Annotated in this window: 24 protein-coding genes; 6 read left to right on the top strand and 18 right to left on the bottom strand. The window is 66.9% G+C overall.

Annotation, left to right across the window (positions count from 1 at the left end):
- Window positions 1-57 precede the first annotated feature (57 nt).
- Window positions 58-648 (top strand): hypothetical protein, encoded by a 591-nt coding sequence (locus AC3WJI_RS11185; protein ID WP_492757346.1) that lies wholly within the window; start codon window positions 58-60, stop codon window positions 646-648.
- Window positions 649-666: 18 nt separating this feature from the next.
- On the opposite strand, the gene AC3WJI_RS11180 is transcribed toward AC3WJI_RS11185, so the two are convergent.
- Window positions 667-1,299: a trimeric intracellular cation channel family protein gene (locus AC3WJI_RS11180; protein WP_492757345.1), complete on the bottom strand. Its 633-nt coding sequence runs from the start codon at window positions 1,297-1,299 to the stop codon at window positions 667-669.
- A gap of 79 nt (window positions 1,300-1,378) precedes the next feature.
- Here AC3WJI_RS11180 and AC3WJI_RS11175 point away from each other — a divergent pair, with 79 nt between their 5' ends.
- A complete protein-coding gene (locus tag AC3WJI_RS11175; protein ID WP_492757344.1) occupies window positions 1,379-2,059 on the top strand; it encodes a YoaK family protein in 681 nt (226 codons plus the stop codon).
- Here the strand turns inward: AC3WJI_RS11175 and AC3WJI_RS11170 are convergent.
- The gene (locus tag AC3WJI_RS11170) at window positions 2,049-2,255 is read right to left on the bottom strand and encodes a DUF2188 domain-containing protein (protein ID WP_492757343.1); all 207 of its coding nucleotides are present in this window, start codon (window positions 2,253-2,255) and stop codon (window positions 2,049-2,051) included. The two genes, AC3WJI_RS11175 and AC3WJI_RS11170, sit on opposite strands and share 11 nt — an antisense overlap.
- Window positions 2,256-2,387: 132 nt before the next feature.
- Here AC3WJI_RS11170 and AC3WJI_RS11165 point away from each other — a divergent pair, with 132 nt between their 5' ends.
- Window positions 2,388-2,861, top strand: coding sequence for a GFA family protein (locus AC3WJI_RS11165; protein ID WP_492757342.1), 474 nt, complete (start codon window positions 2,388-2,390; stop codon window positions 2,859-2,861).
- Window position 2,862: 1 nt separating this feature from the next.
- Here AC3WJI_RS11165 and AC3WJI_RS11160 read toward each other — a convergent pair whose 3' ends face one another.
- The 11 genes from AC3WJI_RS11160 to AC3WJI_RS11110 form a co-directional block, all read right to left on the bottom strand.
- Window positions 2,863-3,225, bottom strand: coding sequence for a DUF2314 domain-containing protein (locus tag AC3WJI_RS11160; protein ID WP_492757341.1), 363 nt, complete (start codon window positions 3,223-3,225; stop codon window positions 2,863-2,865).
- 180 nt (window positions 3,226-3,405) lie between these two features.
- Window positions 3,406-4,800, bottom strand: a complete 1,395-nt coding sequence (gene lpdA, locus AC3WJI_RS11155) for a dihydrolipoyl dehydrogenase (protein ID WP_492757340.1) — start codon at window positions 4,798-4,800, stop codon at window positions 3,406-3,408.
- A gap of 135 nt (window positions 4,801-4,935) precedes the next feature.
- Complete coding sequence (gene odhB, locus AC3WJI_RS11150; protein WP_492757339.1) at window positions 4,936-6,174, bottom strand: 2-oxoglutarate dehydrogenase complex dihydrolipoyllysine-residue succinyltransferase; 1,239 nt, start codon at window positions 6,172-6,174, stop codon at window positions 4,936-4,938.
- Window positions 6,175-6,303: 129 nt separating this feature from the next.
- The gene (locus AC3WJI_RS11145; RefSeq protein ID WP_492757338.1) at window positions 6,304-9,234 is read right to left on the bottom strand and encodes a 2-oxoglutarate dehydrogenase E1 component; all 2,931 of its coding nucleotides are present in this window, start codon (window positions 9,232-9,234) and stop codon (window positions 6,304-6,306) included.
- Between the two features lie 156 nt (window positions 9,235-9,390).
- Window positions 9,391-10,275: a succinate--CoA ligase subunit alpha gene (gene sucD, locus AC3WJI_RS11140; protein WP_492757337.1), complete on the bottom strand. Its 885-nt coding sequence runs from the start codon at window positions 10,273-10,275 to the stop codon at window positions 9,391-9,393.
- 55 nt (window positions 10,276-10,330) lie between these two features.
- Window positions 10,331-10,627 (bottom strand): GIY-YIG nuclease family protein, encoded by a 297-nt coding sequence (locus tag AC3WJI_RS11135; protein ID WP_492757336.1) that lies wholly within the window; start codon window positions 10,625-10,627, stop codon window positions 10,331-10,333.
- Between the two features lie 63 nt (window positions 10,628-10,690).
- Window positions 10,691-11,653 carry a malate dehydrogenase gene (gene mdh, locus AC3WJI_RS11130; protein ID WP_492757335.1) on the bottom strand — a complete coding sequence of 321 codons (963 nt, stop codon included), beginning with the start codon at window positions 11,651-11,653 and terminating at the stop codon, window positions 10,691-10,693.
- 171 nt (window positions 11,654-11,824) lie between these two features.
- Window positions 11,825-13,666: a glycoside hydrolase family 2 protein gene (locus AC3WJI_RS11125; protein ID WP_492757334.1), complete on the bottom strand. Its 1,842-nt coding sequence runs from the start codon at window positions 13,664-13,666 to the stop codon at window positions 11,825-11,827.
- Between the two features lie 127 nt (window positions 13,667-13,793).
- Window positions 13,794-14,906, bottom strand: a complete 1,113-nt coding sequence (zapE, locus tag AC3WJI_RS11120) for a cell division protein ZapE (RefSeq protein ID WP_492757333.1) — start codon at window positions 14,904-14,906, stop codon at window positions 13,794-13,796.
- Window positions 14,907-15,043: 137 nt separating this feature from the next.
- On the bottom strand, window positions 15,044-15,826 hold the full coding sequence (locus AC3WJI_RS11115; RefSeq protein WP_492757332.1) for a succinate dehydrogenase iron-sulfur subunit: 783 nt from the start codon (window positions 15,824-15,826) through the stop codon (window positions 15,044-15,046).
- Between the two features lie 85 nt (window positions 15,827-15,911).
- Window positions 15,912-16,244 carry an ArsR/SmtB family transcription factor gene (locus tag AC3WJI_RS11110; RefSeq protein ID WP_492757331.1) on the bottom strand — a complete coding sequence of 111 codons (333 nt, stop codon included), beginning with the start codon at window positions 16,242-16,244 and terminating at the stop codon, window positions 15,912-15,914.
- A 98-nt stretch (window positions 16,245-16,342) separates the two neighbouring features.
- On the opposite strand from AC3WJI_RS11110, the gene AC3WJI_RS11105 reads away from it, so the two are divergent.
- On the top strand, window positions 16,343-17,086 hold the full coding sequence (locus AC3WJI_RS11105; protein WP_492757330.1) for an SDR family NAD(P)-dependent oxidoreductase: 744 nt from the start codon (window positions 16,343-16,345) through the stop codon (window positions 17,084-17,086).
- A 126-nt stretch (window positions 17,087-17,212) separates the two neighbouring features.
- On the opposite strand, the gene AC3WJI_RS11100 is transcribed toward AC3WJI_RS11105, so the two are convergent.
- The 5 genes from AC3WJI_RS11100 to sdhC form a co-directional block, all read right to left on the bottom strand.
- Window positions 17,213-17,791: an ATP-dependent Clp protease proteolytic subunit gene (locus tag AC3WJI_RS11100; RefSeq protein WP_492757329.1), complete on the bottom strand. Its 579-nt coding sequence runs from the start codon at window positions 17,789-17,791 to the stop codon at window positions 17,213-17,215.
- A gap of 35 nt (window positions 17,792-17,826) precedes the next feature.
- Window positions 17,827-18,786 carry a C13 family peptidase gene (locus tag AC3WJI_RS11095; RefSeq protein WP_492757328.1) on the bottom strand — a complete coding sequence of 320 codons (960 nt, stop codon included), beginning with the start codon at window positions 18,784-18,786 and terminating at the stop codon, window positions 17,827-17,829.
- A gap of 75 nt (window positions 18,787-18,861) precedes the next feature.
- Window positions 18,862-20,664: a succinate dehydrogenase flavoprotein subunit gene (sdhA, locus tag AC3WJI_RS11090; RefSeq protein ID WP_492757327.1), complete on the bottom strand. Its 1,803-nt coding sequence runs from the start codon at window positions 20,662-20,664 to the stop codon at window positions 18,862-18,864.
- Complete coding sequence (sdhD, locus tag AC3WJI_RS11085) at window positions 20,664-21,053, bottom strand: succinate dehydrogenase, hydrophobic membrane anchor protein (protein ID WP_492757326.1); 390 nt, start codon at window positions 21,051-21,053, stop codon at window positions 20,664-20,666. Before sdhD ends, sdhA begins: the two co-directional genes overlap by 1 nt.
- The gene (gene sdhC, locus AC3WJI_RS11080) at window positions 21,046-21,468 is read right to left on the bottom strand and encodes a succinate dehydrogenase, cytochrome b556 subunit (RefSeq protein WP_492757325.1); all 423 of its coding nucleotides are present in this window, start codon (window positions 21,466-21,468) and stop codon (window positions 21,046-21,048) included. The genes sdhD and sdhC overlap by 8 nt, the downstream gene beginning before the upstream one ends.
- Before the next feature lie 193 nt (window positions 21,469-21,661).
- On the opposite strand from sdhC, the gene AC3WJI_RS11075 reads away from it, so the two are divergent.
- Both AC3WJI_RS11075 and AC3WJI_RS11070 read left to right on the top strand, forming a co-directional pair.
- On the top strand, window positions 21,662-22,984 hold the full coding sequence (locus AC3WJI_RS11075; RefSeq protein ID WP_492757376.1) for a methyl-accepting chemotaxis protein: 1,323 nt from the start codon (window positions 21,662-21,664) through the stop codon (window positions 22,982-22,984).
- Window positions 22,985-22,995: 11 nt separating this feature from the next.
- A complete protein-coding gene (locus AC3WJI_RS11070; protein ID WP_492757324.1) occupies window positions 22,996-24,360 on the top strand; it encodes a methyl-accepting chemotaxis protein in 1,365 nt (454 codons plus the stop codon).
- The last annotated feature ends 50 nt before the right edge of the window (window positions 24,361-24,410 follow it).

The raw sequence follows: 24,410 nt of genomic DNA, 5'->3' as shown, positions 1-24,410 counted from the left end.
GGGATATTGACTCGCTTCGGCTAGCCCCGCCGCTCCATGGGAATCCGGGGGGATGATATGCGGCGCATGCAACTGGCCCTGTCTTGCTGGATCGGGCTGTTCCTGACCGGCTGCGGCGAGCAGCATGCGGTCGACGTGAAGCAGCCGAGCGCTGCCGAGCTCGACGCCGCGCTCAAGCGGTTCGTCGAGATCACCCCGAAGATGCGCACCGGGCGCTGGGACGTGGCAGTCTCGGTGCCGGGCGTGAAGCTCGAGGGCGTCGACAACGCAACCGCCGAGGAACTGCGCGCCGAGGGCAAGGCGCTGAATACCACCGCGCGCTGTCGCAAGACCGATGCGGCGCTCGACCCGAACGCCGAGACCGAGATCAAGGTGAGCCTGCGTCCCGGGTGCGCGATCGAGCGGCTGACCGCCGATCCGGGCGCCCTGGCGTGGACGGCGCGCTGCACGATCGGGGATACCATCCTCAAGGACGATACGCGCATCCAGACGACACCCGAGAGCTTCGTCACGCTGCGGACCAGCATGACCGGCTATAACGGCAATGAGGACGGCGAGAAGCGGACGCTGCAATATGACGGGCGCCATGCCGGCGGATGCCGGGGCGACGAGGTCAACCAGTCGACCTTCTGGTCCGATCCGCGCTGAGGCTTATCGCAGCCGCGGTCAGCGATGGCCGCGATAGGCCGGCAAATGCAGCTTCCAGACGATCGCGGCGGCGCGCAGCGCGAAGCCGGCAGTGGCGGCGATGAGCCCGGCGGCGAGCGGGGTGAGCCCGGCGAGGCTCAGCCCGACATAGACGGAAGAGGCGAGCGCCGCGGCGGTGACGTAGAGCTCGGGGCGCATCAGGATCGACGGCTCGCCCGCCAGCACGTCGCGGATGATCCCGCCGACGCAGGCGGTCATCACCCCCATCAGTGCCGCGGGGATCGGCGGTATGCCATAGCCGAGCGACTTGGCCGCGCCGAACGCGGCATAAGCGGCGAGGCCGAGCGCATCGAGCCAGTCGAAGGTGCGGTCGCTCCACCAGCGCTGCGGCGTGACCCAGATCGTCGCGGCGACGAATAGGATCAGGCCGGCAAAGGCGGCGTCGTGGACCCAGAAGACCGGCGCGCCGATCAGTAGGTCGCGCACCGTCCCGCCGCCCACGCCGGTGACCAGCGCGAAGAATACCACGGTGACGAAGGTCAGCGCGCGGCGCGTCGCGGAAAGCGCGCCGGTCGCGGCGAACACCGCGATCCCGAACAGGTCGAGCACGGGGAGGATCGGGCCGATCTGCGCGGCGACCTGGGCTTGCATGATCGTCTTTTCCCTCGTCGGCGCGGCGAGGTCAAACGCGGGCTGGCGGCGGGCGCTGCGCTGCGGCATTAGGGCGGGCATGGAACGGACTGAATCGCCGTTGATCGCCGTCGCCGTGTGCCTTGCGGCGCTGGCCGGCTTTGTCGACGCGCTTGCCTTCACCAGCCTCGGCGGCTTCTTCGCCTCGTTCATGAGCGGCAATTCGACGCGGCTCGGGGTCGGGCTGGGGCAAGGCGTGGGCGGCGACGCGGCGATGGCAGGCGGGCTGATCCTGAGCTTCGTCGGTGGCGTGATCGTGGCGAGCGTACTCGTCCGCGCCGCCGGGCATCGCCACAAGGCCGCGGTGATGGCGACGGTGACCGCGCTGCTGACCCTCGCGGCGATCCTCGCGACGGTGGCGCCCGGGCCGCCGGTGCTGCTGCTGCTCGCCGCGGCGATGGGCACCGAGAACGGCGTGTTCAATCGCGACGGGGAAGTGACGATCGGGCTGACCTATATGACCGGATCGCTGGTGCGGATCGGCCAGAAGCTCGCTGGCGCGCTGATGGGCGACCGCGACCGCTGGGGCTGGGTTCCCTATCTCGCATTGTGGCTCGGCTTCCTCGCCGGCGCGGTCTCGGGCGCGGCGAGCCAGATGCGCTGGGGCTGGGAGGCACTGTGGCTCGCGGCGCTGATCGCCGGCTTGCTGACCCTGGCGATCGCGCGGCTGACTGGCCGGGGCGCTCCGTCCTCCGAGAGGTTGCGCAGTCCTAACGCTTAGGGTGGCTGTACGAGCGCTGCATTCGGCCATCGAGCCCGTGGATGGTCAGCTCGGTATGCTGATGCTGGCTGATCGGCAGGCCGAACCCGACCGCCTCGACCTTGGTGGTGGTGACATGGCTGGCACGCTGGCCGTGGTCGCGCTTGACCTGCCAGCCATCGGGATGTGGCATCACGCGGTGATTGTCTCGGGACATGATACGTCTCCTTTATCCGTCCGATATCAACGCCCTGCGGACCGGATGGATTCACGTTTTGCAGACGAGCGGTGCGCACGGCCGGTCGAGCCGGGCGTTTCGCAATGGCGATGCTTTCGTTAAGCTGACGGAATGGACGGATCCTTTGAGGGGCGATGCAGCTGTAGCGCGGTCCGCTATCGCCTGACCTGCGCGCCGATGATCGTGCATTGCTGCCATTGCAGTTGGTGCCAGCGCGAAACCGGCAGTGCCTTCGTGATCAACGCGCTCATCGAGCGCGACCGCATCGAACTTGCCGGCGAGGCGCCGGAATTGCTGATGACGCCAAGCGCGAGCGGCAAGGGCCAGGAGATTGCCCGCTGCCCGCAATGTCGCGTGGCGCTGTGGAGCCATTATCCGACCGCGGGGCGACGCGCGGCGTTCGTGCGCGTCGGCACCCTCGCGACGCCCGATGCGCTGCCGCCCGACGTGCACATCTTCACCTCGACCCGCCAGCACTGGTTGCCCTTGCCGGAAGGCGCGCCCGTCTTCGACGGATTCTACGATCCCGCGACGCTGTGGTCGTCGGAGCAACGCGCGCGTTGGCAGGCGCTGATGGCCGGCTGACTTACCAGCCGAACCGGTCGAGCATCGCACGTGCCTCGCTCGACGGCATCCGCGCGATCAGCACGCGCATCGTCGCGCCGCCGACCAAGGTTCCGGCGTGCCAATAGGCCCAGTCGATCACTTGCCGATCGCGGACGCTGACCTGCTGGCCCTGCGCGAAGCCCGCCGAGAGGGGCTTGTTGAGCAGACGTGCGGTCGTGACGTCGCCCTGGTGCGAAATCACTTCGGCCCAGATGAACTCGGACGACGCGCCGGGGAGCAGGTCGTACTTGATCATGTAGCCGCCCTCGTCGGGGCCGGGCGCGGTGGCATGGCCGAAGAAGACCGGGAGCCCGGCGCGAGCCTTCGCCATAGCCGCGACCATTTCGGGATCGCCTGCGGGAATCGCGATGGTCGCATCCTGCGCAATCGCCGGTGGCGAAACGAGCAGAAACAGAATGGCGACGACGCGGCTAAGCCGGGGGGGGGCGCTTTGGCGCCGCCGGCCGGCCGGGCCTAGTGCGCTCGCGATTAGCTCCGCTAATCCCGTCGCCGGCCCGGCGCATCAGATGTGGATCGGCTTGCCGAGTACGCCCATCGCGGCTTCCTTGATCGCTTCGCTGTGCGTCGGATGGGCGTGGCAGGTATAGGCGATGTCCTCGGAGGTGGCGCCGAACTCCATCGCCTGGGCGACCTGCGCGATCATCGTGCCGGCGACGCTGGTGATGATCCAGGCGCCGAGCACGCGATCGCTCTTGGCGTCGGCGATGACCTTCACCCAGCCGGTGGTGTCGTCGATCGCCTTGGCGCGGCTGTTGCCCGCCATCGGAAACTTGCCGATCTTGACCTCGCCCTTCTCGCGCGCCTGCTCCTCGGTGAGGCCGACGCCGGCGATCTCGGGGTGGGTGTAGACCACCGAGGGGATGACGTCGTGATTCACGATGCCGGTGAGGCCGGCGATGTTCTCGGCCACCGCGATGCCTTCGTCCTCGGCCTTGTGCGCGAGCATCGGGCCGGGGATGACGTCGCCGATCGCCCACACGCCGTCGACCGCGGTGCGGAAGTCGTGACCGGTCTCGATCTGGCCGCGCTGGTTGGTGGCGAGGCCGATCTTGTCGAGGCCGAGGCCCTCGGTGTTGGGACGGCGGCCGATCGAGACGAGCACGACATCGGCTTCGATCGTCTCGGCGGCGCCGCCGGCGGCGGGCTCGACCGTCACGCTCGCCTTGTCGCTGTTGACCGCCACGCCGGTGACCTTGGTGCCGAGCTTGATCTCCATGCCCTGCTTCTTGAAGATCTTGGCGGCTTCCTTGCGCACTTCGCCGTCCATGCCGGGGAGGAGCTGGTCGAGGAATTCGACCACGGTGACCTTGGCGCCGAGGCGCTTCCACACCGAGCCGAGCTCGAGCCCGATCACGCCGCCGCCGATCACGACGAGATGCTCAGGCACCTTTTCGAGCGCGATCGCGCCGGTCGAGTCGACGATGGTCTTCTGATCGATCTCGACGCCGGGGAGCGGGGTGACCGACGAGCCGGTGGCGATGACCACGTTCTTGGCGGTGACGGTACGCTCGCCGACTTGCACGGTGTGCGCATCGACGAAGGTGCCGAGGCCCTTGACCCACTCGACCTTGTTCTTCTTGAACAGGAACTCGATGCCGCCGGTGAGGCCGGTGACGGCCTTGTCCTTGTCGGCCATCATCGCCGGCAGGTCGAGCTCGACGCTGCCGAGCTTGACGCCGTGCTTGGCAAGCACGCCGCTGACTGCCTCGTCGAACTTCTCCGACGCGTTGAGCAGTGCCTTGGACGGGATGCAGCCGACATTGAGGCAGGTGCCGCCCAAAGTCTCACGGCTCTCGACGCAGCCGGTGCGCAGGCCGAGCTGCGCGGCGCGGATCGCGGCGACATAGCCGCCGGGGCCGGAGCCGATCACGAGGACGTCGAAGTCGTATTCAGCCATTTTCTTCTCTTCCTTGTTCCCCGGCGAAGGCCGGGGCCCAGTTTCGAGACGGATTTGGTGAGCGTCTCGCGTCGTTGCAAATTTCGCGGCAACTGGGCCCCGGCCTTCGCCGGGGACCAGTGCAGGCCATCATTCTTACAGGTCGATCAGCAGCCGGGTCGGATCCTCGATCGCGTTCTTGAGGGCGACGAGGAACGTCACTGCCTCGCGGCCGTCGATCAGGCGGTGATCGTAGCTGAGCGCGAGGTACATCATCGGGCGGACCACCACCTGGCCATCGCGGACGACCGGGCGGTCCTCGATGCGATGCAGGCCGAGCACTGCCGACTGGGGCGGGTTGATGATCGGCGTGGACATCAGCGAACCGAACACGCCGCCGTTCGAGATGGTGAAGGTGCCGCCCTTCATCTCGTCCATCTTGAGCGTGCCTTCCTTGGCGCGCTTGCCGAAGTCGCCGATCGTCTTCTCGATGCCGGCGACCGACAGGTCCTGCGCGTCACGGATCACGGGGACGACGAGGCCCTGCGGCGCGGAGACCGCGACCGAGATGTCGGCATAGTCGTGATAGACGATCTCTTCGCCTTCGATCGACGCGTTGACCGACGGGATGTCGCGCAGCGCCTGGACCGCGGCCTTCACGAAGAAGCCCATGAAGCCCAAGCGGACGCCGTGCTTCTTCTCGAACAGATCCTTGTACTTGGTCCGCGCGGCGATGACTTCGGTCATGTCGACGTCGTTGAACGTCGTCAGCATCGCGGCGGTGTTCTGCGCTTCCTTGAGGCGCTTGGCGACGGTCTGGCGCAGACGCGTCATGCGGACGCGCTCTTCCTTGCGGCCGCCCGACGATGCGGGGGCGGCGGTGGGGGCTGGGGTCGCAGCCGGCGCAGCGGCGGGCTTGTTGGCCGCGGCGGCGACGACGTCATCCTTGGTCAGGCGGCCGTCACGGCCGGTGCCCTGGACGGTCGAGGGATCGACGCCGGTCTCGAGCACCGCGCGGCGGACCGAGGGCGAGAGCGCGGCTGCGGCGTCGGGGTTACGCTCGCGGACCTGCTCGCCCGGGCCGGGCTGTGCGGCGGTGGCGGCAGCAGGGGCGGGCGATACCGCGGGAGCCGGCGCCGGGCTCGGCGACGCGCCTGCGCCGCCTTCGGTGATCGTGGCGATCACTGCGTCGACCGCGACGGTGTCGCCGACCTTGGCGAGCTGCTCGCCCATCACGCCCGCGACCGGGCTGGGAACCTCGACCGAGACCTTGTCGGTCTCGAGGCTGGCGATCGGCTCGTCGAGCTTGACCGGATCGCCCGGGTTCTTGAGCCACTCGCCGAGCGTCGCTTCGGTGATCGATTCGCCGAGGACCGGGACCTTAACGTCTGCCATCTTCGTTCCTTCTTGTTCCCCGGCGAAGGCCGGGGCCCAGTTACGCAACGTTCGTTGGAGAGCGCTGCGCGTAGTTACATCGTTCGTCGCAACTGGGCCCCGGCTTTCGCCGGGGTGCAGTTAGGTAGTTCAATTCTTGCGCGTGCGGCGAATTTCTTCGCGGACGCTGTGACCAAGTGCTTCGGCGACCAGCGCGCCCTGCTCGGCGGTGTGGCGCTTCATCAGGCCGGTGGCGGGCGACGCCGCCGCGGCGCGGCCGGCATAGCGCGGGCGCTGCGGCTTGACGCCGGCTTCGACCAGGCACGCCTCGATGAAGGGCTCGACGAAGAACCAATAGCCGTTGTTCTTCGGTTCTTCCTGCGCCCAGATGACCTCCTCGAGGTTGGTCATCCGCTTGAGCCGCGCGACGAGCGGCTCGCCCGGGAAGGGATAGAGCTGCTCGACGCGGACGATCGCGGTGTTTTTGTCGCCCGCCGCGTCGCGCGCCTCGATCAGGTCATATGCGACCTTGCCGGTGCACAGGACGAGGCGCTTGACGTCGAGATCCGCCGGGGCCGACGGATCGGAGAGCAGGCGCTTGAAGTGGCTGTCGCCGAGGAAGTCCTCGGTCTTCGACACCGCGAGTTTGTGGCGGAGCAGCGACTTGGGGGTCATCTGCACCAGCGGCTTGCGGAAGTTGCGGTGCATCTGGCGGCGCAGCAGGTGGAAATAGTTCGCGGGGGTGGTGATGTTGACCACCTGCATATTGTCCTGCGCGCAGAGCTGGAGGAAGCGCTCGGGACGCGCCGAGCTGTGCTCGGGACCCTGGCCTTCATAGCCGTGCGGGAGCAGCATCACCAGGCCGTTGGCGCGCAGCCACTTGGCCTCGCCCGCGGCGATGAACTGGTCGATCATGATCTGCGCGCCGTTGACGAAATCGCCGAACTGCGCCTCCCACATCACCAGCGCCTTGGGGTCGGCCGAGGCATAGCCGTATTCGAAGCCGAGCACGCCATATTCGGAGAGCGGGCTGTCGAGCACTTCGAAGCTGCCGTGCGGGATCGTCGAGAGCGGGATATATTTGGCCTCGGTCTTCTGATCGACCCAGACGGCGTGGCGCTGGCTGAACGTGCCGCGGCCCGAATCCTGGCCCGACAGGCGAACGGCGAAGCCTTCGGAGAGCAAGGCACCGAACGCCAGCGCCTCGCCGGTGGCCCAATCGAAATTGGCGCCGGACTTGAACATCTCGCGCTTGGCGTCGAGCACGCGGCCGAGGGTCTTGTGGATCTCGAGATCGGCGGGGACCTCGGTCAAGGTGCGGCCGAGGCTGTCGAACAGCTTCTTCTCGATGCCGGTATCGACGCTGCGGCGCGCGGTCTCGGCGTCGGCTGGGGCGCCGAGCCCCGACCAGCGGCCGGCGAACCAGTCGGCCTTGTTGGGCAGATACGACTTGCCCGCCTCGAACTCGCCTTCGAGCAAGGTGGTGAACTGGTGCGTTTTCTCGTCGACAAAGCCCTGATCAGCGACGCCCTCGGCGGCGAGGCGCTTGGCGTAGATCTCGCTGACCGGCGGGTGCTGGCGGATCTTGGCGTACATCAGCGGCTGAGTGAACGAGGGCTCGTCGCCTTCATTGTGGCCGAAGCGGCGGTAGCACCACATGTCGATCACGACGTCGCGCTTGAACTGCTGGCGGAACTCGATCGCGACCTTGGTCGCGAAGGTCACCGCCTCGGGATCGTCGCCGTTGACGTGGAGGATCGGCGCCTGGACGCCCTTGGCGACGTCCGACGGGTAGGGCGAGGAGCGCGCGAATTGCGGGCTCGTCGTGAAGCCGACCTGGTTGTTGATGATGAAGTGGACGCAGCCGCCGGTATTGTAGCCGCGGATGCCCGAGAAGCCGAGGCACTCCCAGACGATGCCCTGGCCCGCGAACGCCGCGTCGCCATGGATCAGCACTGGCAGGACTTGCTCGTGCTCGGCGAGGTCGCCGCGCAGCGTCTGCAGCGCGCGCGACTTGCCGAGGACGACCGGGTTGACCGCCTCGAGGTGCGAGGGGTTGGCGACCAGCGACATGTGGACGCTGATCCCGTCGAACTCGCGATCGGTGCTGGTGCCGAGATGGTATTTCACGTCGCCCGAGCCGGCGACGTCGTCCGGGTTGGCGCTGCCGCCGCCGAATTCGTGGAAGATCACCCGGAACGGCTTCGACATCACGTTGGCGAGCATGTTGAGCCGGCCGCGATGCGCCATGCCGTAGACGATCTCGCGCACGCCGAGCTGTCCACCATATTTGATGATCGATTCCATCGCCGGGATCATCGACTCGCCGCCGTCCAGGCCGAAGCGCTTGGTGCCGACATACTTCTTGCCGAGGAACTTCTCCCACTGCTCGGCTTCGATCACCTTGGACAGGATCGCCTTCTTGCCGTCGGGCGTGAAGGTGATCGCCTTGTCCTTGCCCTCCATCCGCTCCTGGAGGAAGCGGCGCTCCTCGACATCGGCGAGGTGCATATATTCGAGGCCGACATTGCCGCAATAATTGGCCTGGAGGATCGCGACGATCTCGTTGACCGTCGCCTTTTCGAGTCCGAGCACGCCGCCGAGATAGACCGGGCGATCGAGATCGGCGGCAGTGAAGCCGTGATATTCGGGGGTCATGTCGGCAGGCAAATTCTGCCGGGCGAGGCCGAGCGGGTCGAGATTGGCGGCGAGATGGCCACGGACGCGATAGGTGCGGATCAGCAGCATCGCACGGATCGAATCGCCGGCGGCCTTGACGATGTCGTCCTGCGAGGCGGCGGGAGCGGCGGGCTTGGGCGCGGCGCCGGGCTTTGCCGGCTTGGGCGCGGGCTCCATCTGGGTCGGGTCGAGCCCGGCGGTGAGCGCGTCGGTGTCGGTCAGCGGCCAGCGCGGATTGGCCCAGCTCGGGCCCGAGGCGGCGCCCTCGAGCCCCTCGAAGAACTGGCGCCAGCCGGGCTCGACGGCGTTCGCGTCGGTCTGGTAGCGGCGATACAGCGTCTCGATGAAGGCGGGGCTGACCCCGCCGGCGATCTGCTCGAAATCCAGGCCTTCGTAGCCCATCGTCATCCGTCCTTCTTACCCCTCTCCATCGGGAGAGGGAGGGGCCCGCTCGGCGAAGCCGAGTGGGAGGGTGAGGGTGACGGATGATCCGGCCGATCACCCTCACCCTTCCGGCGCTGCGCGCCTCCCTCTCCCGATGGGAGAGGGAGAGTTAAATCAGCCCTTCAACACTTCCACCAACGTCTCGCCGAGCAGCGAGGGGCTGGCCGAGACGCGGATGCCGGCTTCTTCCATCGCCGCGATCTTGCTCTCGGCATCGCCCTTGCCGCCCGAGACGATCGCGCCGGCATGGCCCATGCGGCGGCCCGGAGGCGCGGTGCGGCCCGCAATGAAGCCGGCCATCGGCTTCTTGCGGCCGCGCTTGGCCTCGTCGATCAGGAACTGCGCGGCCTGCTCCTCGGCGTCGCCGCCGATCTCGCCGATCATGATGATCGACTTGGTCGCCTCGTCGGCGAGGAAGAGTTCGAGCACGTCGATGAAGTTGGTGCCGTTGACCGGATCGCCGCCGATGCCGACCGCGGTGGTCTGGCCCAAGCCCGCATTGGTGGTCTGGAACACGGCTTCATAGGTAAGCGTGCCCGAGCGGCTTACAACGCCGACCGAACCCTTGGAGAAGATGCTGCCGGGCATGATGCCGATCTTGCACTCGCCGGGGGTGAGCACGCCGGGGCAGTTCGGGCCGATCAGGCGCGACTTCGAGCCCGACAGCGCGCGCTTGACCTTGACCATGTCGAGCACCGGAATGCCCTCGGTGATCGCCACGATCAGCGGGATCTCGGCGTCGATCGCCTCGAGGATCGAGTCCGCCGCGAAGGGGGGCGGAACGTAAATCACCGACGCATCGGCGCCGGTCTTCGACTTGGCCTCGGCTACGGTGTTGTACACCGGCAGGCCGAGATGCTCGGTGCCGCCCTTGCCGGGGGTGACGCCGCCGACCATCTGCGTGCCGTATTCCAGCGCCGCCTTGGTGTGGAAGCTGCCGGTCTCCCCCGTCATGCCCTGGGTGATAACCTTGGTGTTCTTGTCGACGAGGATGCTCATCTAAGTCCCTACTCCTTGTTCCCCGGCGAAGGCCGGGGCCCAGTTGGGAAAGCGCTCATGGTCGCGCGATACGCTCGTAGAGATCTTCCCATTCCGGGTTGAGCCCTTCGATCTCGCGCACTTTCCAGGCTCGCTTCCATTCCTTCATCTGCAGCTCGCGCTGCCTTGCAAATTCGAGGCTGTCGAAGGCCTGGTACCAGACCAGGAGCTTGCAGCCGTATTTCTTCGTGAAGCCTTCGACGACGCCATTGCGATGTTCCCAAACACGCTTGGGGAGGTCGCTGGTCACGCCGGTATAGAGGGTTCCGTTTCGCTGGCTCGCCATGATGTAAACGTAGCCTCGGTCCTCCATCTCCAGCTCCTTGCAACTGGGCCCCGGCCTTCGCCGGGGAACAGTCAGGTTTACTTCATCCGATCAGTTCAGCGAGCTATCGATCCCTTTGCAGGCGACGAGCAATTCCTTGACCGCGTCGACCGAGACCTGGAGGTTGGCCTTGGCCTCGTCCGACAGCTTGACCTCGACGACCTTCTCGACGCCGCCGGCGCCGATCACCACCGGCACGCCGACATAGAGATCGTCCACGCCGTACTGGCCGGTCAAATGCGCCGCTGCCGGCAGGACGCGCTTCTGGTCGTAGAGATAGGCCTCGGCCATCGCGATGCCGCTGGTCGCGGGGGCGTAATAAGCCGAGCCGGTCTTGAGCAATGCGACGATCTCGCCGCCGCCGCCGCGCGTGCGCTTGACGATCTCGTCGACCTTCTCCTGGGTCGAGAAGCCCATCGCGATCAGGTCGCTGACCGGGATGCCGGAAACGGTCGAATATTCGAGGACGGGGACCATGGTGTCGCCATGGCCGCCGAGCACGAAGGTGTTCACGTCCTTGACCGACACCTGGAATTCCTCGGCAAGGAAGTGGCTGAAGCGCGCGCTGTCCAGCACGCCGGCCATGCCGACGACCTTCTGGTGCGGCAGCCCCGAGAACTCGCGCAGCGCCCAGACCATCGCGTCGAGCGGGTTGGTGATGCAGATCACGAAGGCGTCGGGGGCGTTGGCGGCGATGCCCTCGCCAACGGCCTTCATCACCTTGAGGTTGATGCCGAGCAGGTCGTCGCGGCTCATGCCGGGCTTGCGGGCGACGCCGGCGGTGACGATGATCACGTCGGCGCCGGCGATGTCGGCATAATCGTTGGTGCCGGTGATCTTGGCGTCGAAGCCCTCGACCGGACCGCATTGCGAGAGGTCGAGCGCCTTGCCCTGCGGCACGCCCTCGACCACGTCGAACAGGACGATGTCGCCGAGACCCTTGAGCGCTGCGAGGTGCGCGAGCGTACCGCCGATATTGCCGGCGCCGATCAGCGCGATCTTCTTGCGAGCCATGGGATCTCCTTAGCTTTGGTCAAGCAACCGCGGGGCGCAGCTGGGGCACCCCAGAACGCGGGCGGCTTAGGCCCATAATAGGAGGGTCGCAACCCGGGAAACGCTAGCGCCCAAGATTATCTTTGCAACTAATTCGCAACTGCAATAAGGTTGGGCGCAGGCCTATGCGGGTCAGCGGTGTGACCCGGCGCGGCGGCGATATTCGTCCGCAAGCACGAAGAACGCTTGTTTGCGCGCTCCGGTTTCCGAGATCAGCCCCTTGCGATTCCAGCCTTGCTGGAAGACCGGATGCTGGCGGCGCGGCGAGCGGAAATCCTTGAGCAGCCACGGACTCATGCCGGCGAGACCCGGCACCTTGGCGGCCATGGCGAGCGTCTGGCGGAAATATTCGGCCTGGAACTCCTCGCTGAACTTGTGCGGGTTCGTCGCCGCATCGTGATAGCCGGCCTGGGCATCGGCACCGAATTCGGAAAAGATCAGCGGCTTGCCGGGCGGCACGCGCCATTCGAAGCTCGGCAGGTCGGCGAGCGCATCCTCCGAATACCAGCCATTATAGGTGTTGATCGACATGACATCGAGATCGGCGACGAGCGGGTCGTCGGTGCTCATGACCTTGCCTTCGCGCTTGCTGAGCAAGGCTGCGGTGACCAGCCGGCTGTCGTCGAGCGCGCGGACTTCGCCGATCAGATTGCGCAAAAAGGCGTTGCGCGCGTCGCTGATCGGGGTTTCGTTGGCGACGCTCCACAAGGCGATCGAGGCGCGGTTGCGGTCGCGAAGGATGTTCTCGCGGAGCTGCTGGCGGGCGTCGGCGAGTGTCTGGGGATTGCTCCAGTTTACCCGCCAATAGACCGGCACTTCGCTCCACACGAGCAGGCCGAGTTCGTCGGCGGTGCGCGTCATCACTTCGTTGTGCGGATAATGCGCCAGGCGGACGAAATTGCCGTTGAGCCCCTGCTTGATCTCGCTGAGCAGGGCGCGCGCCGCGGCCGGGGTGACCGCCCGCACGGGATTATTGCCGAGCTCCTCCTCGTGCATCGAGATGCCGCGCAGGAAGATCGGCTTGCCGTTGAGCAGGATCTGGCTGCCGCGCGTCTCGATCGTGCGGAAGCCGACGCGGTCGACCAGGACATCGCTGCCCGATTCGACGCGGACGTCGTAAAGGGTGGGCGATTCAGGCGACCAGCGCTTGAGCCGTTTCGAGGCGGTGACGCTCGCGCTCCAGCGGCCCTCGGCGTCGGTCCGCCCGGAAAGGACCGGACCAAGCGCGGGAATGCGGACGGTGACATCGCGGTTCGCCGCCTGGCTGCCCGAGAGGCGGACGTCGACATGGATCATGCCGTCGCGGCCGAGCCGAATCCACGCATCGTCGATGAAAGTCTCGGGGACGGTGATCAGGTTGATCGAGCGCGTGATGCCGCCATAGGTCTCCCAGTCGGTGACCGGCGGGGGCACGTCATTGTCGGTGCGGGCCGAGTCGACGCCAACGGTGATCTGATTGCTGCCGTCGCGCAGGATTTCGGTCACGTCGAAAACGAAAGGCGTGAAGCCGCCCTTGTGGCTGCCGAGCGGCTTGCCGTTGACGAAGACATCGGCGGTATAGTCGGCGGCACCGAAGCGCAGGAAGACGCGCGTGCCGGGGGCGGGTTTGCGTGCATCGAAAGTGCGCTGGTACCAGACCAGACCCTGATAATAGCGCATCTCGGCGGCATGGCCGATCCAGCTGCCGGGGAGGTGGACCACCGGCGAGCGCTGCATGTCGAATTCGAACAGCGCGCGCGGGTTCTTCTCTGCAGCCTCGGCCTGGACGACATCGCCCCAGCGCCGGGTGCTGTCGCTAGGCGGGCCGCCGTGGAAACCGGCCTTGCCGTCGCGGAACGGATCGACCGACCAGTGCCAGGCACCGTCGAGGCTCTGCGACGGGCGCATGTCGGCGGCGGTAAGGACGGGCTGGGCGAGAGCAGGGGTGGCGAGGATGCCAATGAGCATCATCATCATGCTAGCGAGCCACCGCATCAGTCTCTCCCCGCTCGCGCTGAGCTTGTCGAAGCGCCGTCCTGTTCTTGCGCAGGTTAGAGAGAAGAACGGTGCTTCGACAAGCTCAGCACGAACGGAAGGTGAAAATTAGCGGTGGCGCGGTGCCTCACCGCTCGCCGTGGCCTTCGGCCAGATACTCGTCGGACGCCATTTCGTGGAGCCGCGAAGCGGTGCGCTCGAACTCGAAGGCGCCGTCACCCGCGATATAGAGGTCGTCGGGTGCGGCGTCGGCTGCCGCGAGCAGTTTGACGCGGTTCTCGTAGAGGGCGTCGACCAGAGTCACGAACCGCGCCGCCTCGTTGCGGTTTTCCGGACCGAGGCGCGGAATGCCGACGAGGATGACGGTGTGGAAACGGTGCGCGATCGCCAGGTAATCGGGTGCGCCGCGCGCCTCGCCGCACAGTCGCTTGAACGAGAAGACCGCGACACCTTTCAGTGCCTTTGGGACGTGGATCGAGCGGCCACCTGGTACGGGCAGGTCGCAGGCGGGGACCTTGGCGCGATCCTCGACGGAAAAGTCGGTGAGGCGGAAGAAGGCGGCGGAGAGTTCTGCGGTCGCCTCTGGCCCGTTGGGGACGAGCCAGGTGCGCATGCTGCCCAGGCGATCGAGGCGGTAGTCGACCGGGCCGTTCAGCGTCCGCACGTCCATCCGCGATTCGATCAGCGCGATGAAGGGGAGGAACAGCTCGCGGTTGAGGCCGTCCTTGTAGAGCGCATTCGGCGCGCGGTTCGAGGTGGCGACGACGGTGAGGCCGTGGCCCATCATCTCGGTGAACAGCCGCGACAGGATCATCGCGTCGGCGGGGTTGTTGACCACCATCTCGTCGAAGGCGAGCAGGCGGATGTCCTCGGCGAGCGCGTCTGCGACCGCGACGACGGGGTCGGCCGTCTCCTTCTGACGCTCGGCATTGAGGCGGGCATGCACCTCGAGCATGAATTCGTGGAAATGGACGCGGCGCTTGCGGCGAATGTCGACGCTGTCGAACAGCAGGTCCATCAGCATCGACTTGCCGCGGCCGACCCCGCCCCAGAGATAGACGCCGCGGGGCGGCTCGGGGCGGCGGCCGAGCGCACGCCACAGGAGGCTGCCCTTCCTGGGGACGGACTCGAGCTGCTCGGCAAGCTGGTCTAGGCGCTCGGCAGCGGCTTCCTGCTCGGAATCGGCACGGAGTTCGCCGGCGGCGACGAGTTCGCGGTAGCGGGCAAGGACCTTGGTCATGCCATCCCACCCCGGCGAAGGCCGGGGCCTAGCTGCAACGACGCTAATGCGGACGGCTCACAAGCGATCGAGAGCATCCCGAAACTGGGCCCCGGCCTTCGCCGGGGTGGGAGCAGAAGCAACGCGGAGCGCATCGCTCAGAGCGCGCGCTCGGCTTCCATCTTCTTGATCTCGGCGATCGCCTTGGCGGGGTTGAGGCCCTTGGGGCAGACGTTCGCGCAGTTCATGATCGTGTGGCAGCGATAGAGGCGGAACGGATCTTCGAGCTGGTCGAGCCGCTCGCCGGTCATCTCGTCGCGGCTGTCGGCGAGCCAGCGATAGGCCTGGAGCAGGATCGCCGGACCCAGGAACTTGTCGCTGTTCCACCAATAGCTCGGGCAACTGGTCGAGCAGCAGGCGCAGAGGATGCACTCGTACAGGCCGTCGAGCTTGTCGCGCTGCTCGGGGCTCTGGAGGCGTTCCTTGCCCGAAGGCGTGGTGCTGACCGTCTGCAGCCACGGCTTGATCGAGCTGTACTGCGCGTAGAAATGGGTGAAATCGGGGACGAGGTCCTTGATCACGTCCATGTGCGGCAAGGGGGTGATGCGAATGTCGCCCTTGATGTCCTCGATCGCGGTGGTGCAGGCGAGGCCGTTGCGGCCGTCCATGTTCATCGAGCACGAGCCGCAAATGCCCTCGCGGCACGAGCGGCGGAAGGTCAGGCTGCTGTCCTGCTCGGACTTGATCTTGATCAGCGCGTCGAGGACCATCGGGCCGCATTCGTCGAGATCGACTTCGAACTGGTCGTAGCGCGGATTCTCGCCGCTATCGGGATCGTAGCGGTAGATCTTGAACTTCTTGACGCGCTTGGCGGACGCGTCGGCCTTGTGGTCCTTGCCCTTGGTGATGCGGCTGTTCTTGGGCAGGCGGAAATCGGCCATTCCTGGAGTCCTTAGCGACACGGAGGTTTGCGGGGCGGGCTATGCCTTTCGCAAGCGCAGCGCAACCCCGTAGGATGCGCGAAGGTCAGGCTTTGTTGGCGAGCACCGAGGCGAGCAGGCCAGGGAAGCGCGCATCGAAATCCACGCAGCGCAGGCTGTTGATCCGCTCGCGGCCCTCGATTTTCGTTTCGATCAGCCCCGCGGCGCGGAGCACGTTGAGGTGGTTGGAGATCGTGCTCTTCGGCGTGCCCTGCGCGCAGGCGGTGCTCGCATTGAGGCAGGGGCACTCGACCAGATTGGCGATGATGTCGAGCCGCACCGGGTCGGCGAGCGCGTGCAGCGCCGCGGCGAGGCTGACGTCCTTCAAATCGGGGTGCACGAGGCGATCCATTGCGCCGATATAGGAATTATTCTTCATTTCCATAGTTCGGAAATCTTGAACTATCTGCAAAGGCTCCCAGATCAGCGTCCGTCCCGGCAGCCGGCGAAGCGATCGGCTGGGGACCGGAGATTGATATGTCGAAGAAACTCGCAGGCAAGCGCGCTTTGGTCACCGGCGGATCGCGCGGAATCGGCGCGGCGATCGCCAAGCGGCTGGCGGAGGACGGCGCCCATGTCGTGATCACCTATGCCGGCAATGTCGAGGGCGCCAATGCCAGCGTCGCCGCGATCGAGGCGCAGGGCGTCAAGGGCGAGGCGATCCAGGCCGATGCCGCCAATGCCGATGCGGTGAAGGCCGCGGTCGACGAGGCCGCGGCGGTGCTGGGCGGGATCGACATCCTCGTCCACAATGCCGGCGTCGCGGAAATCGCGCCGCTCAGCGACGAATCGCTCGAAAGCTATCGCCGCGTGTTCGGCGTCAATGTCGAGGGCGTGCTGGCCGGCACGATCGCGGCGCTGCCCCATCTGAGCGACGGCGCGCGTGTGATCCTGGTGAGTTCGGTGAGCGGCTTCACCGCAGGCTTTGCCGGCAACAGCGTGTACGGCGCGAGCAAGGCCGCTGCGTCGATGTTCGCCAAGGCCTGGGCGCACGATCTCGCGCCGCGCGGCATCCTGGTCAACGCGATCCAGCCGGGGCCGGTCGGCACCGACATGAACCCCGAGGAAGGGGAGTTCGCCGACCAGATCCGCGCGCTGACCGTGCTCAAGCGCTACGGCCGGCCCGAGGAGATCGCCGGCGTCGCCTCGTTCCTGGCGAGCGACGACGCCTCCTACATCACCGGCGCGACCATCGACGTCGGGGGCGGCATCTTCGTCTAATGCTTGATCCTCCCCGCCAGGGGGAGGTGTCAGCGCAGCTGACGGAGGGGGAGGAAGCACTGAGCGCAGTGAGTCCGCCCCCTCCGTCGCCTTCGGCGCCACCTCCCCCTGGCGGGGGAGGATTTTCTAGATCAAGTCTAGCACCAATCCGAGGTCGCGCGCCTCCTCGGCCTCGATATACCAATTGGCCGGGGCGCGCTGCTGGACCTCCTCGAAGGTGACGTGCGAGCCCGCGATGATGTCGCGGAAGCCCTCTTCCTCGATGCGGACCGATTCCTCGATCTCGTGCAGCTTGGCCTTGAGGTTGGCGACCTGCATCTTGAGCGGGCCGGCCAGCTCGACCGACGCGGTCATCTGGCGCTCGTGGATCATGAGCCGGGTGCCGCGGGTGAGGAAGCGCTTGTCGACCGGGAAGGTCGCCATGAAGGTTGCGCCGGCCGAATAGACCGCTACCTTGCCGAGGAACAGCGTCTCGCGCCCGGTATAGTCGCGCAGCAGGCGAAGCTCGTCGCCCATCAGTCGGGCGACTTCCGGATCGCCGCCGAGCGTAGAAATGGCTACGACCAGCGGGCCGTCGGCCGGAGCATTGGTCAGCTGCTGGCGGAAGCTTGCATACATGTCGTGATCGACCGTGCCGTGGAGCACGATGTGCGGCTGGCTGAGCAGCGGGTAGCGCGTTGCGCGATTTTCTGCGGTGTCGGTCATCGCGTGCGCAAACCTTTGCCGGCGCGCGCGGTTCCCTACTCCTTGAGCGCGTCGGTCGCCGGTGCGCCGACCGGGGCGGTCGCGACCTTGGGCGTGCGCGCCTCGAGCGAGTCGAGCCACGCCGCGACGCCGTCGCCGATCGTCGCCTGCGGGTTCGACGAGGGCAGGCGGTTCGCCATTTCCCAGCCGCTGATCATGTCGCGCGCTTCGACCAGCGCGTCGCCGAGCGGCTGGGGTTTGCGAAGCGCGTGGTTGATCAGCGCGTCGCCGAAAAAGGTCCAGTCGTTCTCGGCGCGGCAGCCGAACGAGGTGCGGTCGGACGCGGCGGCGGTGAGGAGCGCGGTGGTGTCGTTCGACAGCACCGGCACGAAAGTCCCCGAATAGCAGGCCGACAGAATCAGCAGCCGGTTGCGGATGCCGAGTTCGTCGAGGATCGTCGCGAGGCGCGCGGGCGACAGGATGCCATAGCCCTCGTCGCCGTCATGATAGGCGATGCCGACCTGCGCGCCGTGGCTGGTGAGGTAGAGTACGAGCACGTCCTGCTGCCTGTCCATCAACTCGGCGACGCGGGCGAGGCCGAGCGTGAGCGATTCGAGGCTGCCGGCAGGGGTGTCGGCGTCGCGGCCGAGCAGGAGGGTGTGCCCCGTCGCCTCGTAGCGCCGGGCGAGTACCTTGGCCGCCTCGCGCGCCTCGCGGCCAAATACCGGGTCGCTGTCCAGCGCCGCCGAAACGACATAAGCGTCGACCTGGCCCGGCCGCTGCGGCTGGAGCGCCTCGACGGCGCGAGTGAGCTTGCGGCGATCGGCGAGCAGCCATTTCGCCGAGCGCCCGCGCTCGAGCTGCGGTCCCTGCGCCAGCGCATCCGCCATCTCGCGCTGCGTCGCGCCGCCGAGAATCTGCGGCCATTCCTTGGTGTGCTGGACCTGCGCCGATGCGGAGGAGGCTACGAGCAATGCGGTCGCCAGCGCCAGAACCCGCACGAACGTGGAACGCATACCCTTGCCCCCGATTGTCCCGGACAATCTCGGGTGCATCAGCGGGAAGTCAAGCGGAGCGCGGCCCGCTTGGCGTCAGTACACCCGCTTCTTCGGCTTGATATACTCGATCTCGTCGGTCAGCGTGTAGTCGTGCACCGGGCGATAGTCGATCGCGACGCCGCCGCTCTTGCCGCCCCAGCCTTCGAAGGTCGCGACGGTGTGCTTCATCCAGTTCGCGTCGTCGCGGTTGGGGAAGTCCTCGTGCATGTGCGCGCCGCGGCTTTCCTTGCGGTTGGCGGCGCACTGGATCGTCACCACGGCCTGGCCGATCAGATTGTCGAGCTCGAGCGTCTCGACCAGATCGGTGTTCCAGATCAGCGAGCGGTCCTGGATGCCGACATCCTGGAACGACTTGTACACTTCGTCCATGTGGCCGACGCCCTCGGCGAGCAGCTGGCTGTCGCGGAACACGGCGCAGTGGCGCTGCATCGTCTTCTGCATTTCGCGGCGCACCTCGGCGGTCGGGCGGGCGCCCTTGGCGTTGCGGAAATGGTCGAGCCGGGTGAGTGCGAACTCTTCCGAATTGGCGGGAAGCGCGGCGTGGGCGGTGCCGGGCTTGATGATTTCCTTGAGCCGCAGGCCCGTGGCGCGACCGAACACGACCAGGTCGATCAGGCTGTTCGAGCCCAGGCGGTTGGCGCCGTGGACCGATACGCACGCGGCCTCGCCGACCGCGAACAGGCCGGGGACGACGCTGTCGGGGTTGCCGTCCTGGTTGCGCACGACTTCGCCGTGATAATTGGTTGGGACGCCGCCCATATTGTAGTGGACGGTCGGCACCACCGGCAGCGGCTGGCGCGTCAGATCGACATTCGCAAAGATCTTGCCGGTTTCGGTGATGCCCGGAAGCCGCTCGTGGAGGATCTTCGGATCGATGTGATTGAGGTGAAGGAAGATATGGTCCTTCTCCTTGCCGACGCCGCGACCTTCGCGGATCTCCATCGCCATCGAGCGGGCGACGACGTCGCGGCTGGCGAGGTCCTTCGCGCTCGGCGCATAGCGCTCCATGAAGCGCTCGCCCTCTGAGTTGGTCAGGTAGCCGCCTTCGCCGCGGGCGCCCTCGGTGATCAGCACGCCGGCGCCGTAGATGCCGGTCGGGTGGAACTGGACGAACTCCATGTCCTGGAGCGCGATGCCCGCGCGCAGCGCCATGCCATTGCCGTCGCCGGTGCAGGTGTGCGCCGAGGTCGCCGACTGGTAGACGCGCCCGCCGCCACCGGTGGCGAGCACCACGGCGTGGCTGCGGAAGCGGTGGATGCTGCCGTCTTCCATGCAAAGTGCAATGACGCCGCGGCAGGCGCCGTTCTCCATGATCAGGTCGAGCGCGAAATATTCGACGTAGAAGTCGGCGTCGTACTTCAGGCTCTGCTGGTAGAGCGCGTGGAGCATCGCGTGGCCCGTGCGGTCGGCGGCGGCGCAGGTGCGCTGCACGGGCGGGCCTTCGCCCATATTCTGCATGTGGCCGCCGAACGGCCGCTGGTAGATCGTGCCGTTGTCGTTGCGGCTGAACGGCACGCCGGCATGCTCGAGCTCATAGACCGCCTGGGGCGCCTCGCGGACCATATACTCGATCGCGTCCTGGTCGCCGAGCCAGTCCGAACCCTTGACGGTGTCGAACATATGCCACGACCAGTGGTCGGGGCTGTTGTTGCCGAGGCTCGCGGCGATGCCGCCCTGTGCGGCCACGGTGTGACTGCGGGTCGGGAACACTTTGGTGATGCATGCGGTCTTGAGGCCGGCCTCGGCGCAGCCCATCGTCGCGCGAAGGCCCGAGCCCCCGGCGCCGACGACGACGGCATCATAAGTGTGATCGATGATCTTGTAGGCGGCGGGCATCAGAGCGGCGCTCCGGCAGTGAAGGCGATCTTGAGGATCGAGAAGATCGCCAGCGTGGCTGTGGCGATGGTGAAATACTTGAGCAGCACAAGCAGCACGAAGCGGGTGTGATCGTGCTGATAATCCTCGATCACTACGGTGAGGCCGTGGTGGAAGTGATAGAAGACGCTGACGACGAGCAGGATCAGCGGCACCGCTGCGATCGGCTGGGCCAGCCAGGCGCTGACCGTCGCATAGTCATAGGCCGGCAGAAGCGCGATCGACAGCATGAACCACAGCACCAGGACGAGGTTCGATCCCGCGCTGATCTTGTGATGCCACCAGTCGTGCGCGCCTTCGTGCGCCGAGCCGAGCCCGCGGACGCGACCGAGTTCGGTGCCGTTACCCATTGCTCTTCTCCAGCAGGAATGCCCAGAAACCGGCGGTGAGGACAATCGCGACGACGAAGGTCGCCAGCGCAGTGCGCTTGTTGCCGCCGAGCTCGAAATTCGCGCCGGCATCGAGGAACAGGTGCCGCACGCCCGATGCCATGTGCTGGAAGAAGGACAGGGTCAGGCCGACGCCGACGATATAGCCGGCAATGTTGAGCTTGCCCGAGCTCAGCGTGAACAGGTCGACGAACGCGGCATAGGCTGCCGGCCCGGATGCCAGCGCGCTCAGCCACCAGACGAACAGGATCGTGCCCACGGTCGCCATGCCCGAGCCGGTGACGCGATGGACGATCGAGACCGCCATCGAGGGTCCCCATTTCCAGATCGAGAGATGCGGCGAGAGCGGTCGCGCGGGGTTGCGGACGTTGGCCAAATGGCATTCCTTTCGGGTCGACGCCGCTTCCTTAGTCCGCAGTGCAGGGGATGCAAGTCGCGATGGGGTCCTAACCCGCTCTTAACCAGTGCCGCCGCATAGCAGGAAGACCAGCGGCCGATCGTATCTGCGGTCGCTCCCAGGGGGATTGTTTACTGTGGCATCGACCAAGGACCTGCCTGCACCCGGCACGATGAGCGCCCGGATCGACATCCGGACGCGGCTGCGCGTGTTCGACTTCGAGGGATCGCTGGTTCGGTCGAGCCGCGAAGCGTGGGAAGCGCTGGAGCCCGAGATTCATTCGGTCTCCGAAGCCTATTGGCAGCAATGGCTGCGCTGCTTCGCCGACGAGCGCAGTTGGGCTACCGACGACACCGCCAAGATGATCAATCTCGGCGTGGTGTTCCTGCGCAACCGCTTCCTCGATACGCAGGGAAGCGCGTGGATCGAATCGATCGAGCGCTCGGTCGCCGCAGCCTATGACGCCGACGTGCCGCCGATGGCGCTCCTGTCGATGATCAGCGCGAGCGACCGCGCCGCGCTGCAGGTGCTGACGCGCCGGCTCGCGGACGATTCGCGCCTCGTCGGGATGATCGACACGCTGATGCGCCTCTCGGCGCTCGAAGGCGACATCACCGTCGAGCTCTACAACATGTATCGCGAGCACAGCTCGCAGAGCGCGCGCGACCGGCTTGCCGCCGAGTTCCGCGATTCGATCGGGCTGACCGTCGAGAGCGCATCGCGTGAGGGCGACCAGCTCCGCGTCCAGGCTGTGCACACCTCGGCCTCGGCGCGCGGGATGCTAGGCAAGGCCAGCGAAGTCGCTGCCGCGGCCGAGCAGTCGGCGGTGGCGATGCGCGAGGCTGCGCAGACCGCTGCCGGGCTGATCCGCGCGATCGAGGACGCGCGGATGGAAGTGGAGGCTGCCGCCGAGATCGCGACGCGCGCCTCGGGCCAGGCCGGCGCTGCGGTGGGCATGTCGGAGATGCTGTCGGACCACGCCAAGTCGATCGAATCGATCCTCGGGCTGATCCGCGACATCGCGGGGCAGACCAATCTGCTCGCGCTCAACGCGACGATCGAGGCGGCGCGCGCCGGCGATGCCGGCCGCGGCTTCGCAGTGGTTGCCCAAGAGGTGAAGAGCCTTGCCAATCAGACCGCCCGGGCGACCGACGACATCGCCGCCAAGATCGCCGCGATCCAGTCGGCGACGCGCGGCACGGTCGAGACCAATGCCTCGATCCGCGAGACCGTAGCGGAGGTCCAGGAAAGCGCGAACCGCATCCGCAGCGCGATGGAAGTGCAGGCGCAGACGGTGACCGCGATCACCGCCGCGGTCGACGAGACCGCGCTCGCCGCCGATTCGATGTCGGCGACGATCGGCGCGATCCGCGAGGATACCGAGACGGTGGCATCCGAAATCGACCGGGTCGGCCAGGGCTTCGCCGCCCTCGACGGCCAGCTCGGCACCCTCAAGTTCAGCGCCAGCGACTTCGTGTCGAAAGTCGCGGCCTAGGAGAGACGCATATGGTGGGACGGCGCGAACCGGGACGTTGGAGCGGGGGCACCCGCTCGGTCGACGAGCATCGGCGAGTCTATGACTGGGACGCGGCGATCCTGCCGGTCTGCGCCGAGATCGGCGCGCTGCTCGACGGCCAGCACGAAGCGATCGCGCGCGCCTTCTGGAAGCATTTCCTCACCATGCCGGCGAGCGCGCCGATGCGCGCGGCGCTGCAGGACGAGCGTGCCTTCGAGGAGCAGGTCCAGCTCGGCGCACGCTATTCGCGGCTGAAGTTCGAGGGGCCGTTCACCGAGGAATGGGTCGAGATGGCGTGCGGCTACGCCTCCGACACCTATAAGGGCGGCGTGCCGCTGCCCGCCGTGCTCGCTTCCTTCGCTTATGCGCACAGCGCGACGATGGCGGTGCTGCGCGAGAAGGTGAGCGAGGCCGACCGGCTCGGCCGCTATTGCGACATCGTCCAGCGGCTGGCGATGGCCGAGGCCGATCTGATGGCCGGGCATCTCGGCGCCACCGATGCGGCGCATGTCAGCGAAGAACGCCGCGACAGCTCGGCGCGCTTCCGCGCGAGCATCAGCGAATCGATCGAAGGCGCGACCGCGCTGGGCAACCGCATCCGCATCCAAGCGCAGGGCGCGTCCAGCTCGGCCCGCGGGATGCTGGGCAAGGCCAGCGAAGTCGCCGCGGCGGCCGAGCAGTCGGCGGTGGCGATGCGCGAGGCTGCGCAGACCGCTGCCGGTCTGATCCGCGCCATCGAGGACGCCCGCATGGAAGTCGAATCGGCGGCGGACATCGCGACACGCGCATCGAGCCAGGCGGGGGCCGCGGTCGGCATGTCCGAAATGCTTTCGGACCACGCCAAGTCGATCGAATCGATCCTCGGGCTGATCCGCGACATTGCCGGGCAGACCAATCTGCTCGCGCTCAATGCCACGATCGAGGCGGCCCGCGCCGGCGATGCTGGCCGCGGCTTCGCAGTGGTCGCGCAGGAGGTGAAGAGCCTCGCCAACCAGACCGCGCGCGCGACCGACGACATCGCTGCCAAGATCGCGTCGATCCAGTCGGCGACCAAGTCGACGGTCGAGACCAATGCGTCGATCCGTTCGACGGTCAGCGAGGTCCAGGAAAGCGCCAACCGCATCCGCGTGGCGATGGAGGTCCAGGCGCAGACGGTGACGGCGATCACCGCCGCGGTCGACGAGACCGCGCTCGCCGCCGATTCGATGTCGGCAACGATCGGCGCGATCCGTGAGGACACCAAGACGGTGACCAGCGAGATCGACACGCTCCAGCACGACGTCGCCGAAGTCGACGACCGGCTCAACCAGCTGCGCGCGGCTGCGGAGACCTTTTCGACCTCGGTCGCGGCCTAGATCTGTCCCGCCTTTAATCCCCCTCCCGCTTGCGGGAGGGGTTAGGGGAG

It is taken from the genome of Sphingomonas sp. FW306-1B-B10E (genome assembly GCF_058782005.1).
Note: the sequence above shows the minus strand (reverse complement) of the source record. Positions and strands in the feature narration are given on the sequence as shown.

Excerpts from the sequence above, each read along its gene's own strand:
- AC3WJI_RS11185 (WP_492757346.1), top strand. The coding sequence starts at position 58 with ATGCGGCGCATGCAACTGGCCCTGTCTTGCTGGATCGGGCTGTTCCTG.
- AC3WJI_RS11180 (WP_492757345.1), bottom strand. The coding sequence starts at position 1,299 with ATGCAAGCCCAGGTCGCCGCGCAGATCGGCCCGATCCTCCCCGTGCTC.
- AC3WJI_RS11175 (WP_492757344.1), top strand. The coding sequence starts at position 1,379 with ATGGAACGGACTGAATCGCCGTTGATCGCCGTCGCCGTGTGCCTTGCG.
- AC3WJI_RS11170 (WP_492757343.1), bottom strand. The coding sequence starts at position 2,255 with ATGTCCCGAGACAATCACCGCGTGATGCCACATCCCGATGGCTGGCAG.
- AC3WJI_RS11165 (WP_492757342.1), top strand. The coding sequence starts at position 2,388 with ATGGACGGATCCTTTGAGGGGCGATGCAGCTGTAGCGCGGTCCGCTAT.
- AC3WJI_RS11160 (WP_492757341.1), bottom strand. The coding sequence starts at position 3,225 with ATGGTCGCGGCTATGGCGAAGGCTCGCGCCGGGCTCCCGGTCTTCTTC.
- lpdA (WP_492757340.1), bottom strand. The coding sequence starts at position 4,800 with ATGGCTGAATACGACTTCGACGTCCTCGTGATCGGCTCCGGCCCCGGC.
- odhB (WP_492757339.1), bottom strand. The coding sequence starts at position 6,174 with ATGGCAGACGTTAAGGTCCCGGTCCTCGGCGAATCGATCACCGAAGCG.
- AC3WJI_RS11145 (WP_492757338.1), bottom strand. The coding sequence starts at position 9,234 with ATGGGCTACGAAGGCCTGGATTTCGAGCAGATCGCCGGCGGGGTCAGC.
- sucD (WP_492757337.1), bottom strand. The coding sequence starts at position 10,275 with ATGAGCATCCTCGTCGACAAGAACACCAAGGTTATCACCCAGGGCATG.
- AC3WJI_RS11135 (WP_492757336.1), bottom strand. The coding sequence starts at position 10,627 with ATGGAGGACCGAGGCTACGTTTACATCATGGCGAGCCAGCGAAACGGA.
- mdh (WP_492757335.1), bottom strand. The coding sequence starts at position 11,653 with ATGGCTCGCAAGAAGATCGCGCTGATCGGCGCCGGCAATATCGGCGGT.
- AC3WJI_RS11125 (WP_492757334.1), bottom strand. The coding sequence starts at position 13,666 with ATGCGGTGGCTCGCTAGCATGATGATGATGCTCATTGGCATCCTCGCC.
- zapE (WP_492757333.1), bottom strand. The coding sequence starts at position 14,906 with ATGACCAAGGTCCTTGCCCGCTACCGCGAACTCGTCGCCGCCGGCGAA.
- AC3WJI_RS11115 (WP_492757332.1), bottom strand. The coding sequence starts at position 15,826 with ATGGCCGATTTCCGCCTGCCCAAGAACAGCCGCATCACCAAGGGCAAG.
- AC3WJI_RS11110 (WP_492757331.1), bottom strand. The coding sequence starts at position 16,244 with ATGAAGAATAATTCCTATATCGGCGCAATGGATCGCCTCGTGCACCCC.
- AC3WJI_RS11105 (WP_492757330.1), top strand. The coding sequence starts at position 16,343 with ATGTCGAAGAAACTCGCAGGCAAGCGCGCTTTGGTCACCGGCGGATCG.
- AC3WJI_RS11100 (WP_492757329.1), bottom strand. The coding sequence starts at position 17,791 with ATGACCGACACCGCAGAAAATCGCGCAACGCGCTACCCGCTGCTCAGC.
- AC3WJI_RS11095 (WP_492757328.1), bottom strand. The coding sequence starts at position 18,786 with ATGCGTTCCACGTTCGTGCGGGTTCTGGCGCTGGCGACCGCATTGCTC.
- sdhA (WP_492757327.1), bottom strand. The coding sequence starts at position 20,664 with ATGCCCGCCGCCTACAAGATCATCGATCACACTTATGATGCCGTCGTC.
- sdhD (WP_492757326.1), bottom strand. The coding sequence starts at position 21,053 with ATGGGTAACGGCACCGAACTCGGTCGCGTCCGCGGGCTCGGCTCGGCG.
- AC3WJI_RS11075 (WP_492757376.1), top strand. The coding sequence starts at position 21,662 with ATGAGCGCCCGGATCGACATCCGGACGCGGCTGCGCGTGTTCGACTTC.
- AC3WJI_RS11070 (WP_492757324.1), top strand. The coding sequence starts at position 22,996 with ATGGTGGGACGGCGCGAACCGGGACGTTGGAGCGGGGGCACCCGCTCG.